This window comes from Paraburkholderia sp. FW306-02-B, assembly GCF_058782725.1.
Window position 1 is genome coordinate 2,611,540 of record NZ_JBYSXZ010000001.1, and the last position, 15,781, is coordinate 2,627,320.

The window sequence follows — 15,781 nt, forward strand, 5'->3', positions numbered from 1 at the left end:
CACGCAATGCAGCGCAGCGGCCTTCCCTGCATCAACCCAGCCAGCGGCGTGCGTTCTGGAACACGCGCATCCACGGGCTGCCGTCGCTGCTACCCTCGCCCCAGCCCTCCGGATGCCAGCTCATCTGCACCGCGCGGTGCACCCGCTCGGTGTGCGGCATCAGCACGGTGAAGCGGCCATCGGGCGTGGTCACCGACGTGATGCCGTTCGGCGAGCCGTTCGGGTTGAACGGATATTGCTCGGTCGCCTGACCACGGTGATCGACATAACGCATCGCCACCGCGACCTTCGACGCATCGCCTTGCTGCGAGAAGTCCGCAAAGCCTTCACCGTGCGCGATCGCCACCGGAATGCGCGAGCCTTCCATGCCGGCGAAGAAGATCGACGGCGACGCTTGCACTTCGACCTGCGAGAAGCGCGCTTCGAATTTCTCCGACTTGTTGCGCGTGAACTTCGGCCAGGCTTCGGCGCCCGGAATCATCGACGCGAGGCTGCTCATCATCTGGCAGCCGTTGCAGATGCCCAGCGCGAACGTGTCTTCGCGGCCGAAGAAGGCGGCGAACATGTCGGCCAGTTGCGAGTTGAAGCGGATCGCCTTGGCCCAGCCTTCGCCGGCACCCAGCGTATCGCCGTATGAGAAGCCGCCGCACGCCACCGCACCGGCGAAATCGGCCAACGTTGCGCGGCCCGACAACAGGTCGCTCATGTGCACGTCGTGCGCGTCGAAGCCGGCGCGGTCGAATGCATAGGCCGTTTCGAGGTGCGAGTTCACGCCCTGCTCGCGCAGAATCGCGACACGCGGACGCGCGCCATTGTGAACGAACGGTGCGGCGACGTCTTCAGCCGGATCGAAGCTGAGAACCGGCGTGATGCCCGGATCGGCGGCGTCGAGCAGCGCGTCGTATTCGGCGTCGGCGCATGCCGGGTTGTCGCGCAGACGCGAAATGCGCCAGCTCACTTCGCTCCACGCGCGATGCAATTCGGTGCGCGGCGCTTCGTAGATCTTCTTCGCGTCGCGATAGATTTCGATCGTGTCGCGCTCGTTGATCTTGCCGATCACGTGCGAGCATGCCGACAGACCATGCTCACGCAATGCAGCCAGCACCGCGTCGCGCTCCTGCGCGCGCACCTGGATCACAGCGCCGAGCTCCTCGGTGAAAAGCGCGCGGATCGTGCGGTCTTCGCGGCGGCCGCTGGTCTGCTTGGCCCAGTCTTTCGCGTCGCCGTAATCGGATTCGTGATGCAGATCGAGCACCAGCATGTCGACGTTCAGCGACACGCCGACGTGACCCGCAAACGCCATTTCACAGACCGTCGCCCACAGGCCGCCGTCAGAGCGGTCGTGGTAAGCGAGCAGTTTGCCGTCGCTGTTGAGCGCCTGGATCGAGGTGAAGAAGCGTTTCAGATCTTCCGCATCGTCGACGTCCGGCACCGTGTCGCCGACCTGCTGCGTGACCTGCGCGAGGATGCTGCCACCCAGACGATGCTTGCCGCGGCCGAGGTCGATCGCGATCAGCACGGAGTCGCCCGCGTCGCTTACGCGGCGCAGTTGCGGTGTGAGGTGCTTGCGCACGTCTTCGACCGGCGCGAACGCCGAAATGATCAGCGAGACCGGTGCGACCACTTCCTTCGCGACACCACGGTCTTCCCATTTGGTGCGCATCGACAGCGAATCCTTGCCGACCGGAATGCTGATGCCGAGCGCCGGGCACAATTCCATGCCGATCGCCTTGACCGTGTCGAACAGCGCGGCGTCTTCGCCCGGTGCGCCGCAGGCGGCCATCCAGTTCGCCGACAGCTTGAGCTTATCGAGCGACGCGATCGGCGCCGCCGCGATGTTGGTGACCGCCTCGCCGACGGCCATGCGGCCCGAAGCCGGCGCGTTGATCACGGCGAGCGGCGTGCGCTCGGCCATCGTCATCGCTTCGCCGCGGAAGCCCGCGTAGTCCATTGTGGTGATCGCGACGTCGGCGACCGGCACTTGCCAGGGGCCGACCATCTGGTCGCGCGCGGTCGTGCCGCCCACCGAGCGGTCGCCGATCGTGATCAGGAACGACTTGCTGGCCACCGTGGGATGACGCAGCACGCTGAGCGCCACTTCCGACAGCGCGATGCCGGTGACATCCACCGGCTCGAGCTTCGTTTCGACGCGCTTGACGTCGCGATGCATGCGCGGCGCCTTGCCGAGCAGCACTTCCATCGGCATATCGACCGGCTGGTGCGCGGCGTCGTCTTTCAGTTCGGTGTCGATCAGTTTCAACTGACGCTCGGCGGTGGCCGTGCCGATCACCGCGAACGGGCAGCGCTCGCGCTGGCACATCGCTTCGAAGGCCGGCAGATCGGCTGGCGCAATCGCCAGCACGTAGCGCTCTTGCGCTTCGTTCGACCAGATTTCACGCGGCGACAGACCGCTTTCTTCCAGCTGGATCTTGCGCAGTTCGAAAATCGCGCCCTTGCTCGCGCCGTCCACCACTTCCGGGAACGCGTTCGACAGACCGCCCGCGCCGACGTCGTGGATGCTCAGGATCGGATTCTTCTCGCCGAGTTGCCAGCACGCGTTGATGACTTCCTGTGCGCGCCGCTCGATTTCCGGGTTGCCGCGCTGCACCGAGTCGAAGTCGAGCTCGGCGGTGTTGGTGCCGGTCGCCATCGAGCTGGCCGCGCCGCCGCCCATGCCGATGCGCATGCCCGGGCCGCCGATCTGGATCAGCAGCGAGCCTTCCGGCAGATCGTGCTTGTGGGTGTGTTGGTCCGAAATATTGCCGATGCCGCCGGCGATCATGATCGGCTTGTGATAGCCGCGCACCAGACCGGCGACGTTCTGCTCATAAGTACGGAAATAGCCGCCCAGATTCGGCCGGCCGAATTCGTTGTTGAACGCGGCGCCGCCCAGCGGGCCATCGATCATGATCTGCAGCGGCGAAGCGATGCGATCAGGACGGCCATATGCTTCGTGCTTGTCGTTCGGGTTGCGGTGCGCGAGCGGCTGCGCGGCGTCGCGGGCGTTTTCCCATGCTTCGACGCCGTCCGGCAGTTCCAGATTCGACACCGTGAAGCCCGCCAGACCCGCCTTCGGACGCGCGCCGCGGCCGGTCGCGCCTTCGTCGCGGATTTCGCCGCCCGCGCCGGTCGAGGCGCCCGGGAACGGCGAGATCGCGGTCGGGTGATTGTGCGTTTCCACCTTCATCAAGGTGTGCGTCAGTTCGACATTGCGGCGATAGTGCTCGGGCAACTCGTTTTCGCCGAGTTCAGCCGGCGTGCGCGGGAACCAGCGCTCGGCGATGCCGCCAGCCATGATCGCCGAGTTGTCCGAATACGCGACGATCGTGCCTTGCGGGTTCAGCTTCTCGGTGTTGCGGATCATGTTGAACAGCGAGATCTCTTGCGGCTCGCCGTCGATGGTCCATTGCGCGTTGAAAATCTTATGGCGGCAGTGCTCGCTGTTGGCCTGCGCGAACATCATCAGTTCGACGTCGGTCGGGTTGCGGCCGAGTTTCGTGAATGCGTCGACGAGGTATTCGATTTCGTCGTCGGCAAGCGCGAGGCCCAGTTCCGTATTCGCCGCTTCCAGCGCGCCGCGGCCGTGGCTCAAAACGTCGACGGTTTGCAGCGGCTTGGCCGGCAGTTCGTCGAACAGATGCATTGCGTGGTCACGCGACGGCGCGACGCTTTCGGTCATGCGGTCGTGCAGCGCCGCGGCGACGGCCGCGCGGGCTTCGTCGGAGAGCGCCTTCTTGCCGCCGAGCAGCCCGCTTTTCAGCGTGACCGTGTACTCGACGCCACGCTCGATGCGGCGCACCTGCGTGAGGCCGCACAGATGGGCGATATCCGTTGCCTTGCTGGCCCACGGCGACACCGTGCCGAAGCGCGGCACCACGAGGAAGGTTTCGGCCGTGGCGCGCTCTCTGGTTTCTTCGAGTGGATCGCCGTAGTGCATCAGCGCTTCGATCTTCGCGTTGTCTTCCGCGGAGAGCGGCGTCTGGGCATTGACGAAATGCAGATACTGTCCGCGCACGCCGGTGATGTTGGCGTCGATGCGCGTGAGCGTTTCGAGCAGGCGGGTTTGACGGAAATCGGAAAGGGCCGAAGCGCCGGGGAAACACGAGAAGTGGGCCATGGACTTGACGTTGCGTCGCTCAATGATGCCGATGAGTCGCGCATGCAGGCGACGTGAGGCGGAAAGGAAGTCCGGGATTATACCCCGGGAACGGGCTTCCAGCGGGCTCGGCGGCGCCGCTTTGGTGGGGTGCCGGCAGTGTCTCCGGGCTAGTGAGGCGGTCGCCCCGCAGGTCGGGTACGGCCGCGCTGGGGAAGCCGATCGTCATTCCGTGGTGGGACTTCCTCTAGCCGAAGGATAATCGTCCGCCCGTAGCCGCCACGCCGGGCGCCGGCCTGCGGCGTCCGCGGTGGCGCTCGCGTGGCAGGGCCGTCCGTTTGGCTGCTATCATTCGGCCTTTCACCAGATCGGCGCGAACGGCCTGAGCCATGCCGGGTTTCGCGCCGCATGCCACGCTTAAGCGGAACGCAGGGTTTTAGCATCCCGCCGGCAAATCGAATCAGAACATGGATGTCATCGTCATTGGCGGCGGGATAGTTGGCGTCGCCACCGCTTATCAACTGCGCGCGGCCGGCCACAGGGTCTGCGTCGTCGAGCGCCACGCGACCGTCGCGCAGGGCGCGACCTATGGACACGGCGGCACCGTCCTCCCGACCCCGCTCGACGTCTGGTTCGGCCCGACTTTCATGGCGAACCGTCAGGGCGCGAAAAACGGCGTTATCAGCAAGACCGGCTTCAACGGGCCGGCGCGCCAGTTCGTCAAGCAGCTTGCCGCTTTGCAGGAGCCTGAGGCGTTCAGCCGGCAATACGGGCGGCTGCGCCCGCTGATCGAATTGTCGCGTGACGCGATGGCCGACATGGAAGCGCGCTTCGGCCTGGAATACGAACAGGCCAGCGGCGTCCTTTATCTGGTGCGTTCCGCGCAGGAATGGCAGCAGACCCAGACCGCGCTCGACATGCTGCGTCAATACGAAGTGCCGCATCACGTGCTGACGCCTGCCGAGTGCGCCGCGTTCGAGCATTCCGTGCCGACCGATCCGGAATTCGCCGGCGGCGTGCTGTTCGACCAGGAGCGCACAGCGAACTGCCCGCTATTTGCGAAGCTGATCAAACAGACCCTCGATACGCAGGGCGGCGTGCAATTCATGCCTGGCTGCGAAGTGTCGGCGATCCGCCTCGACGGCCAGCGCCCCGCGGTGGAACTGGCGGCGCGCCCGGGCGAGACATCCCGTTCACGCGAAGTCGATGTGATCGGCGCTGACGCGATTGTTGTCGCCGCGGGTTACGGCAGCTTGCCGCTGCTCGAACGCCTCGGGCTGCGACTGCCGCTGCATCCGCTGCGCCTGCACACGCTGGTCGCACCGATTGCGCATGAGGAATGCGCGCCGCACGTCGCGATTGTCGACGCGGTGAAGCGGATTGCGATTACGCGGATGAACCACCGGTTGCGGATAGCGGGTGGCGCGGTATTGCAGAGTGCCGGCCAGATCGACAAACCGCTCGGCGAGGCGTTGACCGAGGAAGCGCTTGCGCTGCTGGGGCAGGCGACGCACGACTGGATCCCAGGGGCCGCGCGGATTTCCGCGGCATTGCCATGGGAGGGGGTGAAACTGCTGTCGCAAGATGGTTTGCCGGTGATTGGTAATGCAGTGCATCCCCGGCTGTTTGTGAATGTTGGGCATGGTCCGGCGGGATGGGGGCTGGCATGCGGTGCTGGGAAGCTTGTGGCCGATATGGTTACTGGCACGGTGTCTGACCTTCCGGCGGAGACGTTGGCGGCGCTTCGGGCGGATCGGTTTTAGAGGTTTTTTTGCCTTTTGCGGCGGCATTGGTTGTGTGTCTACGGGGTTGGTCCTTTTTGGTTTTTTTGCCTACGCGGCGCTTGTGGTCTGTACGCCTGCGGCGGTGGCCTTTCCTTGCTTTCTTATTGGTTTATTAGCGTTCCCCCTGTGCGGGGGGCACCTACTTTTCTTTGCCTGCCGCAAAGAAAAGTAGGCAAAAGAAAGCGGCTTTACACCGCCAGCTCTTAAGCGGGTCCCCTGGCTTGGAGGAGGTAGTGGAGCATCTGGAATCGGTGCCCTCGCACATTCAGCGCTTGTGACAAGGCCGTCATGCTTCCGGCGGCGCTGCGCGCGCCGAAGCGGTACTTCACAAAACCGTCGGGCCGTTCGGGCGCTTCCAGTGTCTGCGGTCGTTCAAGCGCAACGGCTTGCCCTTGCTGCGCTAGCGTAGCTCGCGGCTGCATTTGGTTCGGCGAAGTGGTTTGTAATTCGCGCTTGCGCTTTGTTCAGCGAAGTGGTCCGCACCTCCATAATTCAGCGCTTCGCCGAGGCGCAGCCGATGGCCCCCACCGAACCAGAGCGAAGCCACTGGTTTCCCTGGCAGACCCTTGCGGCGAGCACGCAGTGCGAGGCGGGAAGGATGATGCCGGGGGCGCGTACGCCCCATCGGTTTTGAGAAGTACCGCTACGGCGCGCGCAGCGCCGCCGGAAGCATGACGGCCTTGTCACAAGCGCTGAATGTGCGAGGGCACCGATTCCAGATGCTCCACTACCTCCTCCAAGCCAGGGGACCCGCTTAAGCGCTAGCGGTGTAAAGCCGCTTTCTTTTGCCTACTTTTCTTTGCGGCAGGCAAAGAAAAGTAGGTGCTCCCCCGCACAGGGGGAACGCTAATAAACCAATAAGAAAGCAAGGAAAGGCCACCGCCGCAGGCAAACAACCCATAGCGCCGAGCAGGCAAAAAAACCACCTCATCCCTATCCGCACTACCATAGTGCTTTCAATAGCTTCCTCACCTTGCAAAAAGGTGAACCCCAAACCACTGCCATGACAGAACCCGAAACCGCGCTCCCGGATCTGATCAACCCGCACAACCGTGCACTGCCCCTCCTCACCCTGACGGACCTTCGGATACTGGAAAACCAGGCATCGGCAGCGTTGCCAGCACATACGCTAATGGCCCGCGCGGGCAAAGCCGCCGCCAGCTTCCTGAGCGGGCAAATAACCCGCGACACGTCAGTCGACAAAACGACGCACAAAGTGTGGCTAATAGCAGGCCCGGGCAACAACGGCGGCGACGCCCTGGTCATGGCGACAGAACTCCACAAAGCAGGCATCGCGGTAGAACTCTGCATGCCGATCGAAGTAAAACCGGAAGACGCCCGCTGGGCCCTGAACAACGCCCGTGCCGCAGGCATTGCAATCACCTCGACACCCCCAGACTCGCTGGAAAACTATACCTGGCTGGTGGACGGCATGTTCGGCATAGGCCTGACGCGTCCATTGGAAGGTATCTTCGCAACCACCGCCCGCCAACTCTCGCAACGCACCAAAGCAAAAACAAAAGCAAAAGGCGGCGTACTGGCACTGGACACCCCAAGTGGCCTGGACAGCGACACCGGCACGGTAATTGGCGAGGGCAATGCCGTCCACGCCACCCACACCGTCACTTTCATCGGCGCCAAACCCGGCCTCTTCACCGCGCAAGGCCGCGACCTCGCCGGCGCGGTAACAGTGGCGCCGATCGGCGTCGACAGCACCACCCGCACGGCCGTGCAACTCAACGCGCCTGAACTATTCGCCGCCTTCCTGCCGCCACGCGACTTCGCGACCAACAAGGGCACTTTCGGCAGCCTCGCGGTGGTCGGCGGCGACACCGGTATGTGCGGCGCACCGATCCTCGCGGCGCGCGCGGCGCTCTACACCGGTGCGGGCAAAGTGCACGTCGCCCTGCTGGGCGTCGGCGCACCGCCCTACGATCCGCCGCATCCCGAACTGATGCTGCACGCGATCGACGATCTGCCGCTCGACACGATGGACGCGCTCGCCGTCGGCTGCGGGATGGGCCATCGCGAGCGTGCGACGCAGGTCCTGCACGACGTCTTGCCGCTTGACATGCCCAAGCTGCTCGACGCCGACGCGCTGAATCTGATTGCGAAAGACCCGTCGCTCGCGGCAGAGCTCACCGCGCGCGGCGTGCAAGGCGATCCGTGCGTGCTGACGCCGCATCCGCTCGAAGCCGCGCGCCTGCTCGGCACCGACGCGTCCACCGTGCAGCGCGACCGGCTGGCCGCGGCGCGTGCACTGGCGGCGCGCTTTGCCAGCATCGTCGTGCTGAAAGGCACCGGTACAGTGATCGCGGCGCCGGACGGCCGTCTCGCGATCAATCCGACCGGCAATGCCGCGCTCGCGACAGGCGGCACCGGCGACGTGCTCGGCGGCATCATCGGCGCCCTGCTCGCGCAGCACTTGCCGCGCTATGAAGCGGCGTTGGCAGGCGTCTACCTGCACGGCCTCGCCGCCGACACCCTGAGCGCGCAAGGCCACGGCCCGGCCGGCTTGACGGCGGGCGAACTGGCGCCGATGGTGCGGACCTTGATGAACCGGATGTTCTATCCGACACTGGATCGATGACGCCGCATGTCTCGCCGTTCGCACCGGATGGCCAAACCGCTGCCACCTGTCACGCAACACCGTTATACTGATCGACCAAGCCGCGCGACCGGCCACCGCGGGTTGCGGCGAAACTTCAGCGATAAATTTCATCACGAAGCCTGATCCTGAAGTTGCACCGCAACCCGCCGCGAACCCGGCCGCGCGGCATCGCTCTAACAGCATCGTTGCATCATCCTCGGCAGCGCTTGATGCGCGCGCCTTTCTTCGTGCCCCTTCGTTAGACGGACGCTATGACGCAGAACTCGCTCCCCTCCTGGTCCTCGCTGCAAACGCATTACGAGAAGATCCGCGATGCGCACATGCGCGACTGGTTCGCCCCCGAGAACGATCCCGCCCCTACCCGTGCTGAGCGCTTTGCGTTCGCGGGCGGCGGTCTCGCGGCCGATTTCTCGAAGAACCGCATCACCGACGAAACGTTGCAACTGCTGGTGCAACTGGCCCGCGAAGCCGGTGTCGAAAAGCGCCGCGACGCGATGTTCGCGGGCGAAGTCGCCAATCCGACCGAAGGCCGCGCCGCGCTGCACACCGCGCTGCGCGCAAGCGACCCGAAAGCGCCGTTCTACGCGCAAGTGCAGGCCGAGCGCGCGAAGATGGCCGCGTTCGCCGATCAGGTGCGCAGCGGCGCCTGGACCGGCTACACCGGCAAGCGGATCCGCTATGTGGTGAACATCGGCATCGGCGGCTCGGACCTCGGGCCGAAGATGGTCGTGCACGCGCTGCATCATCTGGCGAGCCCGGAGATCACGACGCATTTCGTCTCGAACGTCGACGGCGCCGATCTGTACAACGTGATGCAGAAGATCGATCCGGAAGAAACGCTCGCGATCATCGTCTCCAAGACCTTCACCACGCTCGAAACGATGACCAACGCGCGCTCGCTGCGCGACTGGTTCGTCGAGAAAGGTTGCCCGGAAAGCGCGCTGGCGAAACACTTCGTCGGCGTGTCGGCCAATCCCTCGGAAGTGGTCAGGTTCGGCATCGCGAAAGAGAACGTGTTCGAGATGTGGGACTGGGTCGGCGGCCGCTATTCGCTGTGGTCGGCGGTCGGTCTGTCGATCATGATCGCGATCGGCCCGCTGCAGTTCGGCGAACTGCTGGCCGGCGCCAACGACATGGACCAGCATTTCCGCGACGCGCCGCTCGAAAAGAATCTGCCGGTGCTGCTCGGCATGATCGGGATCTGGTATCGCAACTTCTTCGGCTCGCAAAGCTACCTGGTCGCGCCGTATTCCGAAGCGCTGCATTTCCTGCCGTCGTATCTGCAACAGTTGGAGATGGAGAGCAACGGCAAGTCCGCGCGTCTGGACGGCGCGACGGTCGACTATCCGACCTCGGCCGTGACGTGGGGCGAACCGGGCACCAACGGTCAGCACGCGTTTTTCCAGATGCTGCACCAGGGTCCGACCATTGTGCCGATCGACTTCGTCGCCGTGCTCACGCCGGAGCATCCGCTCGTCAGCCATCATCCGAAGCTGCTGGCGAACTGCTTCGCACAAAGCGAAGCGCTGATGCTCGGCCGCACGCTGGAAGAAGCGAAGAAGGTCGCCGGCGCGGACAAGCCGGAACTCGCGCCGCATCTGGTGTTTCCGGGCAACCGTCCGACCAGCACGCTGCTGGTCGACGCACTGAGCGCGCGTTCGCTCGGCGCGTTGATCGCGCTTTACGAGCACAAGGTGCTGGTGCAGGCGTCGGTCTGGAACATCAATCCGTTCGATCAGTGGGGCGTCGAGTTGGGCAAGATTCTCGGCAAGGTAGTCGAGGCGGATCTGACGGCGGCAAGCGTCGATGAAAAGAAGCATGACTCGTCGACGTCGGCGCTGATCGCCCGGGCACGCGCCGCATTGAAGCGCTGAGCGTGAGCGGCACGCTTGCTCGTGCCGCATGCGCCGATTGTTCACGCGCGCCTGGTTAGCGGCGTTGCGTTGATTAACGTTATCGAGTTGCATGAGATGGAATGCCAAGCGGGCCCTTGCGGCCCGCCTGGCTTTATACGAACGAGTAACGTGTGGCCGGCACGCTCAGGCCAATCGCCCCGCTTCGATCGTCACCGTCGTATCGCAGCGGCGCGCAAGTTCGACGTCGTGCGTGACAAGAATCAACGTGGCGCCGTTCGCGCGATTCATCTCGAACATCAGGTCGATCACCGCATGGCCCGTCGCCGCATCGAGACTGCCGGTCGGCTCGTCGGCGAACAGGATCGCCGGATGCGTGACGAACGCGCGTGCCAACGCGACGCGTTGCTGTTCGCCGCCCGAGAGCAGCTTCGGATAATGACCGGTACGCTGCCCGAGACCCACCTGCTGCAGCAAGCCGCGCGCACGCGCCGCGGCCTCGCGCGTGCCGATGCCGCCTTGCAGTTCGAGTGGCAAGGTGACGTTTTCGAGCGCCGTCAAATGCGGCATCAGTTGAAACGACTGAAACACGAAACCGACCGAGCCGCTGCGCAACGCAGCGCGCTCGTCTTCGTTCAGTTCGGTGAGTTCGCGCCCCAGCAGCCGAACCGAGCCCGAACTCGCGCTGTCCAATCCTGCAAGCAAGCCAAGCAGCGTAGACTTGCCCGACCCGGATGCACCGACGATCGCCACACTGCTGCCGGCATCGATGGCAAGATCGATATCGTCGAGAATCGTCAACTCGCCGGTCGCATCCTTAACCCTCTTGCTCAAACCCCGCACTTCAATGACCGGATCAGTTTTGTTTAGCATGGTGAAGCGTAGGTTGAAAGTGCGCGCTATAGCGCCTCGCGCTGCGGCGCTGGCTACGGCCTTCGGCTCGGCCGTGCTGGCCGCAGCCATGTTTTCGATGCCCTTCGCGGCTCAGGCCGCCAATGCGCCTGGAGCGGCCAAGCCGGTGATCGTAGTGCTCGGCGACAGCATCTCCGCCGAATACGGCCTGCCCCGCGACACCGGCTGGGTTGCCTTGATGCGCCAGCGCCTCACCGACGAGCGAATCGATTATAGCGTCGCCAATGCCAGCATCAGCGGCGACACCACGAGCGGCGGCCGGGCCCGCTTGCCGGCGCTCCTGCAAAGACTCAAGCCGAGCATCGTGATCGTCGAACTCGGCGCCAACGACGCGTTACGCGGCGTACCGCTCGCCACCACCGAAGACAACCTGCGCACGATCATCGAGCAGGCTCAGCAGGGCCACGCGAAGGTCGTGCTGGTCGGCATGTACGTACCGCCTAATTACGGCCCGGACTACACGCAAAAGTTCCACGGCTTGTACGGCGAACTGTCGAAGCAACTGCGCGTGCCGCTGGTGCCCTTCCTGCTCGCCGGCATCGCCGACAAACCGGAAATGTTTCAGGCCGATCAGATTCATCCGACGCAGCAGGCACAGCCCGTGCTGCTCAACAATGTGTGGCCGGCTGTGAAGCCGCTGCTACGCACAAGTTCGCCGCACTGAAAAGTTCGCTAACAACTTGTTTCCGAAAATTGGGGAACATGGATCCGCAAGGTCGATCGGACTATTTCGTCATCCGCGTAACCCGGCTCGATTCTGAGCGACTTTTGAGGAGATAACGTGAAATACTTACCGTTAATCGCTTTGACCGTAGCATTTTCTGCCAGCGCCGCTCAACCGCCTGCGGGCGTTCAGTCCGTTGGGCAAAGCCAGCACCCCCCCAAGGCTGTCGCTACCTGCATTGCGCAGAAGTGGGCGGATGGCTCGCAACAGCAAGTCGTGTCGCAGGACACGCTGGCCAACGATCAGGCGCTCGACGTCTACGTCCCGGGCCAACAGCCGCCTAATGGCGCAGCCGCAGTGGTACGCCCGTCGTACACCGGCAAGGGTACGTGGGTCGGCTTCCGCGCGAATGGCGCTGCGGGCAGCGACGCCACCAGTGCGATCAGCGCTTGCCTTTAACTGACTGACTGCATGCATCTGCATGCATGTGCATGCGGCGCTCCGAAACAAACTGTTTGACGCGCTTTCCTTCGTCAAATGAAAAAGCCCCGCAATTCAATTGCGGGGCTTTTTTGCATTGGCGCGTTTTACTGACGCGCTAGAGCCGAAGCTTATTCGCCGCTCGCCTGGGCACTGCTGCTATCGAGCGATCCGTAGAACTTGACCTTGGCGCGGGCACGCAGCGCTTCAACATAAGCCTGTGCTTCGGACTGCGCGTCGACTTGCGCGATCTGCTGCTGGGCCGCGGCGAGACGCTGCGGATCGGTCGGCGCACTTGCCACCACCGAGTTCACGCGATAGATCGCATAGCCGTTATTGCCGAGATCGACACCGACGTAGGCCGGCAGTTTTTGCGCATCCGCTTTGTAAATTGCGCTCAACGCAGCGGGCGGCATGCCTTGCGCGTCGTTACGCGAGACCTTCACCGGCGACGAGAAGCCCGCAGTGGCATTCGACTTCTGGAATTCAGCCAGCTTCGCGATGCCATCCTTGTGCGCCGCCTCGTTCGACTGAGCCGCGATCACCTTCTGACGCACTGCGTCCTTGATGGTGTCGAGCGCCGGTACGGCGGCGGCCTTGTAGTCGGTCACGTGTGCGGCGATCAGCGTATTGCCGCCGACGTCGATCGCTTGCGTGTTGTTGCGCGCCGTCACCGCGTCGCCTGCGAACACGGCGGCGAGGAATTTCGCGTTGTTCAGTGCACTATCCGGCGGCAGCTTCGCGTCCGGCTGCGGCGTGACCGTGGCCGTTTGCAACGGCAGTTTGTACTTGTCGGCGGCCGGCTGGAGGCTCTTTGCCTTTTCGTAGACGATCGACGTGAAGCCTTCCGATTCGTCGCTGAAAGTTTTGCTCGCCTGCTGTGTCCTAACCTCTTTCGCGATCGCATCCTTCACTTCGTCGAACGGCTTCGTGACCGACGGCTTCACGTCCGTGACCTTGACGATGTGATAGCCGAAGTCGGTCTGCACGATGCCGCTGACTTCGTCTTTCTTGAGAGCGAACACGGCGTCGTCGAATGCCTGACCGCCCGCGATCATGCCGCGACCGAAGTAACCCAGATCGCCGCCTTTCGATGCGGAACCCGGATCCTGCGAATTCTGCTGCGCGATCTGCGCAAACTGATCCGGATGCGCATTGATCTGCGCGAGCAGCTCGGCGGCCTTCTGCTTCGCCTTGGCCTTGTCAGCCGCGCTCGCGTCTTTCGGCGCGGCGATCAGGATGTGGCTCGCGCGCACCTGGCCATCGGTGCGGTACTTCGCGATGTTGTCGTCGTAATACTTTTTCAGATCGGCGTCGCTCAGCTGCACGGCGGCGGCGAGCGCTGCCGGCGACAACACGAGGTACTGGATCGTTGCCGTGGCCGGCGTAGCGAAGTCGTCGCGATGCGCGTCGTAATAGGCTTGCAGTTGCGCGTCGGTCGGCTGCGCCTTCGCGGCATAGTCACGCGGATGGAACGCGATCCCCTGCACTTCGCGCCGCTGTTCGGCGAGCTCGGTCAGATGCTGTGCGAGGGTCTTCGACGTGAAGGCGCTGCCTTGAATGCTGGCCGGCAATTGCTGCGTGGCGATGCTGTAACGCACACGTTCGTCGTACTGGTCGGGCGTCATGCCCTGCATCGCGAGTAATTGCTTGTAACGATCGACGTCGATCGAACCGTCGGGATTCTTCAGCGACGAGATCAGCGGATCGTTCAGCAAGACGCGCCGCACGGCGTCGTCGGAAGCGGTCAGATGCAGGCGCTGCGTTTCGTCGGCCAGCACGCGCTGCTCGATCAGACCGTCGAGCATTTCGCTGCGGCGCTCGGGCGTGTCGAACGACTTCATGTCGAATTGCGCACCCAGCATCTGGCGGGCGCGATCGAGCTGCTGACGCATTGTGTTGTCGTACTCAGCGCGGGTGATCTTATGACCGTTGACGCTGGCGACGTTTGCACTTTCGTCAAAGAAGCCGCGGAAGCCCTGGATACCCACAAAACCCAACCCCGGCACAATGACGAGGATGAGCATGAACATCATCAGGCGTTTGTGATTGCGGAAAAAATCGAGCATGCGTGAGGAGTGCCAAAAACAGAACGCCCGATATTACAACAGCGGGCAATAAAAAAGGCGAACCGGAGTTCGCCTTTCGAGGATACTGGCGGAGTGGACGGGACTCGAACCCGCGACCCCCGGCGTGACAGGCCGGTATTCTAACCGACTGAACTACCACTCCTAATACAACAATAACAACAGCAATCCGTAATTTTAGCCGGAATCGTCGCCAGAATGCAAGGTCCGCGTACGCGGTGGCGCGGTGGCGTCTGTCCCGGCGCCGCGGCAACCCCATCGTCATGCCGAGTCTCCCACGACGGATTTCACGGCCGCCGCCCTCGCCGGCAACTCGGCAAACGCCGCGTACTCGCGCTCCAGATAAGCCGCCGCATGTTCAAGCAGGAAATGCCGGAACACGGCACAGGTCGGGGATAACTGCTTTGACCGCAGATGCACGATCTGCCACGTGCGCTCGATCGGCGTGCCGCTCACGTCGAGCAAGGCGATTTCCCCGGTCCGCAGTTCCAGCAGCAGCGTGTGCAGCGAAATCAGGCTCACCCCCATACCGGCCATCACCGCCTGCTTGATCGTTTCGTTGCTGCCGAGGGTCACCACCTTCGCCGGCGTGAAGAGGTGCTGCCTGAACATCTCCTCGGCGGCCATGCGCGTGCCGGAGCCGGGCTCGCGCAACAGGAACGTGTCGCCGCGCAGTTCCTGCAGATCGAAGCGCCGCGCGCCGCACAGCGGATGGGTCAGCGGTGCGATCACGACTTGCGGATGCCAGGCGAGCGGCTCGGTTGTCGTGTCCAATTCCGGCGGCGGGCGTCCCATAATGGCGAGATCGATCGCGTTGTCCTGCAACATGCGCAATAGCGCATCACGGTTGCCCACCGAAAAGTGCACGTCGACCTTCGGGTACAGGTGCGAATAGAGCGCCAGCAGCTTCGGGGCGAAGTACGTCGCGGAACTGACGATGCCGACCGCGATCGAGCCGCTGTCAGCCTGCTTCAGAGACGTCATCGCGTCTTCGGCATCCTTGATCTCGCCGAGAATCCGGCTCGCGTGATGCGTCAGCTTTTCGCCCGCCTCGGTCAACGTGAGTCTGCGCGCGATGCGCTCGAACAGCCGCAGGCCGACCGCCTCCTCGAGCTGACGAATCTGCATCGACACCGCCGGCTGGGTCAGATGCAGCTCCTCCGCGGCGCGCGCGAAGCTCGTATACCGGCTGGCGACGACGAAGATCTGCAACTGACGCAAGGTCAGCGAGCGGATGAAATTCACGTTGGCGCGACCTCGCTATTGAATGCGCCGGCACCAGCCACCGGCGCGT

Annotated in this window: 9 protein-coding genes and 1 tRNA gene; 5 read left to right on the forward strand and 5 right to left on the reverse strand. The window is 63.8% G+C overall.

All coding sequences use genetic code 11. The features are described from left to right. Positions 1-31: 31 nt before the first annotated feature. Positions 32-4,117, reverse strand: a complete 4,086-nt coding sequence (gene purL, locus AC3WOG_RS11530) for a phosphoribosylformylglycinamidine synthase (RefSeq protein ID WP_492578123.1) — start codon at positions 4,115-4,117, stop codon at positions 32-34. 446 nt (positions 4,118-4,563) lie between these two features. On the opposite strand from purL, the gene AC3WOG_RS11535 reads away from it, so the two are divergent. The 3 genes from AC3WOG_RS11535 (at position 4,564) to pgi (ending at position 10,365) form a co-directional block, all read left to right on the forward strand. Next, positions 4,564-5,859 (forward strand): FAD-dependent oxidoreductase, encoded by a 1,296-nt coding sequence (locus AC3WOG_RS11535; protein ID WP_492578124.1) that lies wholly within the window; start codon positions 4,564-4,566, stop codon positions 5,857-5,859. A gap of 1,024 nt (positions 5,860-6,883) precedes the next feature. Beyond that, entirely contained in the window at positions 6,884-8,470 is a 1,587-nt protein-coding gene (locus AC3WOG_RS11540) for an NAD(P)H-hydrate dehydratase (RefSeq protein ID WP_492578125.1), read from the forward strand. Between the two features lie 272 nt (positions 8,471-8,742). Next, a complete protein-coding gene (gene pgi / locus AC3WOG_RS11545) occupies positions 8,743-10,365 on the forward strand; it encodes a glucose-6-phosphate isomerase (protein ID WP_492578126.1) in 1,623 nt (540 codons plus the stop codon). A gap of 165 nt (positions 10,366-10,530) precedes the next feature. Here pgi and AC3WOG_RS11550 read toward each other — a convergent pair whose 3' ends face one another. Beyond that, on the reverse strand, positions 10,531-11,217 hold the full coding sequence (locus AC3WOG_RS11550) for an ABC transporter ATP-binding protein (RefSeq protein WP_492578127.1): 687 nt from the start codon (positions 11,215-11,217) through the stop codon (positions 10,531-10,533). Here AC3WOG_RS11550 and AC3WOG_RS11555 point away from each other — a divergent pair. Next, entirely contained in the window at positions 11,216-11,920 is a 705-nt protein-coding gene (locus tag AC3WOG_RS11555; protein ID WP_492578128.1) for an arylesterase, read from the forward strand. The genes AC3WOG_RS11550 and AC3WOG_RS11555 overlap by 2 nt on opposite strands. A 117-nt stretch (positions 11,921-12,037) precedes the next feature. Next, positions 12,038-12,379, forward strand: a complete 342-nt coding sequence (locus AC3WOG_RS11560; RefSeq protein ID WP_492578129.1) for a hypothetical protein — start codon at positions 12,038-12,040, stop codon at positions 12,377-12,379. A gap of 152 nt (positions 12,380-12,531) precedes the next feature. On the opposite strand, the gene AC3WOG_RS11565 is transcribed toward AC3WOG_RS11560, so the two are convergent. The 3 genes from AC3WOG_RS11565 to AC3WOG_RS11575 all read right to left on the reverse strand — a co-directional run bounded on the left by AC3WOG_RS11565 (position 12,532) and on the right by AC3WOG_RS11575 (position 15,732). After that, positions 12,532-14,469 carry a SurA N-terminal domain-containing protein gene (locus AC3WOG_RS11565; protein WP_492578130.1) on the reverse strand — a complete coding sequence of 646 codons (1,938 nt, stop codon included), beginning with the start codon at positions 14,467-14,469 and terminating at the stop codon, positions 12,532-12,534. An 86-nt stretch (positions 14,470-14,555) separates the two neighbouring features. Further along, a tRNA-Asp gene (locus AC3WOG_RS11570) sits at positions 14,556-14,632 on the reverse strand. 116 nt (positions 14,633-14,748) lie between these two features. After that, on the reverse strand, positions 14,749-15,732 hold the full coding sequence (locus AC3WOG_RS11575) for a LysR family transcriptional regulator (protein WP_492578131.1): 984 nt from the start codon (positions 15,730-15,732) through the stop codon (positions 14,749-14,751). Positions 15,733-15,781 lie beyond the last annotated feature (49 nt).

Bases quoted from the DNA above. Each gene is read 5' to 3' on its own strand.
- AC3WOG_RS11540 (WP_492578125.1), top strand. From the start codon at position 6,884: ATGACAGAACCCGAAACCGCGCTCCCGGATCTGATCAACCCGCACAAC.
- pgi (WP_492578126.1), top strand. From the start codon at position 8,743: ATGACGCAGAACTCGCTCCCCTCCTGGTCCTCGCTGCAAACGCATTAC.
- AC3WOG_RS11565 (WP_492578130.1), bottom strand. From the start codon at position 14,469: ATGCTCGATTTTTTCCGCAATCACAAACGCCTGATGATGTTCATGCTC.
- AC3WOG_RS11555 (WP_492578128.1), top strand. From the start codon at position 11,216: ATGGTGAAGCGTAGGTTGAAAGTGCGCGCTATAGCGCCTCGCGCTGCG.
- AC3WOG_RS11550 (WP_492578127.1), bottom strand. From the start codon at position 11,217: ATGCTAAACAAAACTGATCCGGTCATTGAAGTGCGGGGTTTGAGCAAG.
- purL (WP_492578123.1), bottom strand. From the start codon at position 4,117: ATGGCCCACTTCTCGTGTTTCCCCGGCGCTTCGGCCCTTTCCGATTTC.
- AC3WOG_RS11535 (WP_492578124.1), top strand. From the start codon at position 4,564: ATGGATGTCATCGTCATTGGCGGCGGGATAGTTGGCGTCGCCACCGCT.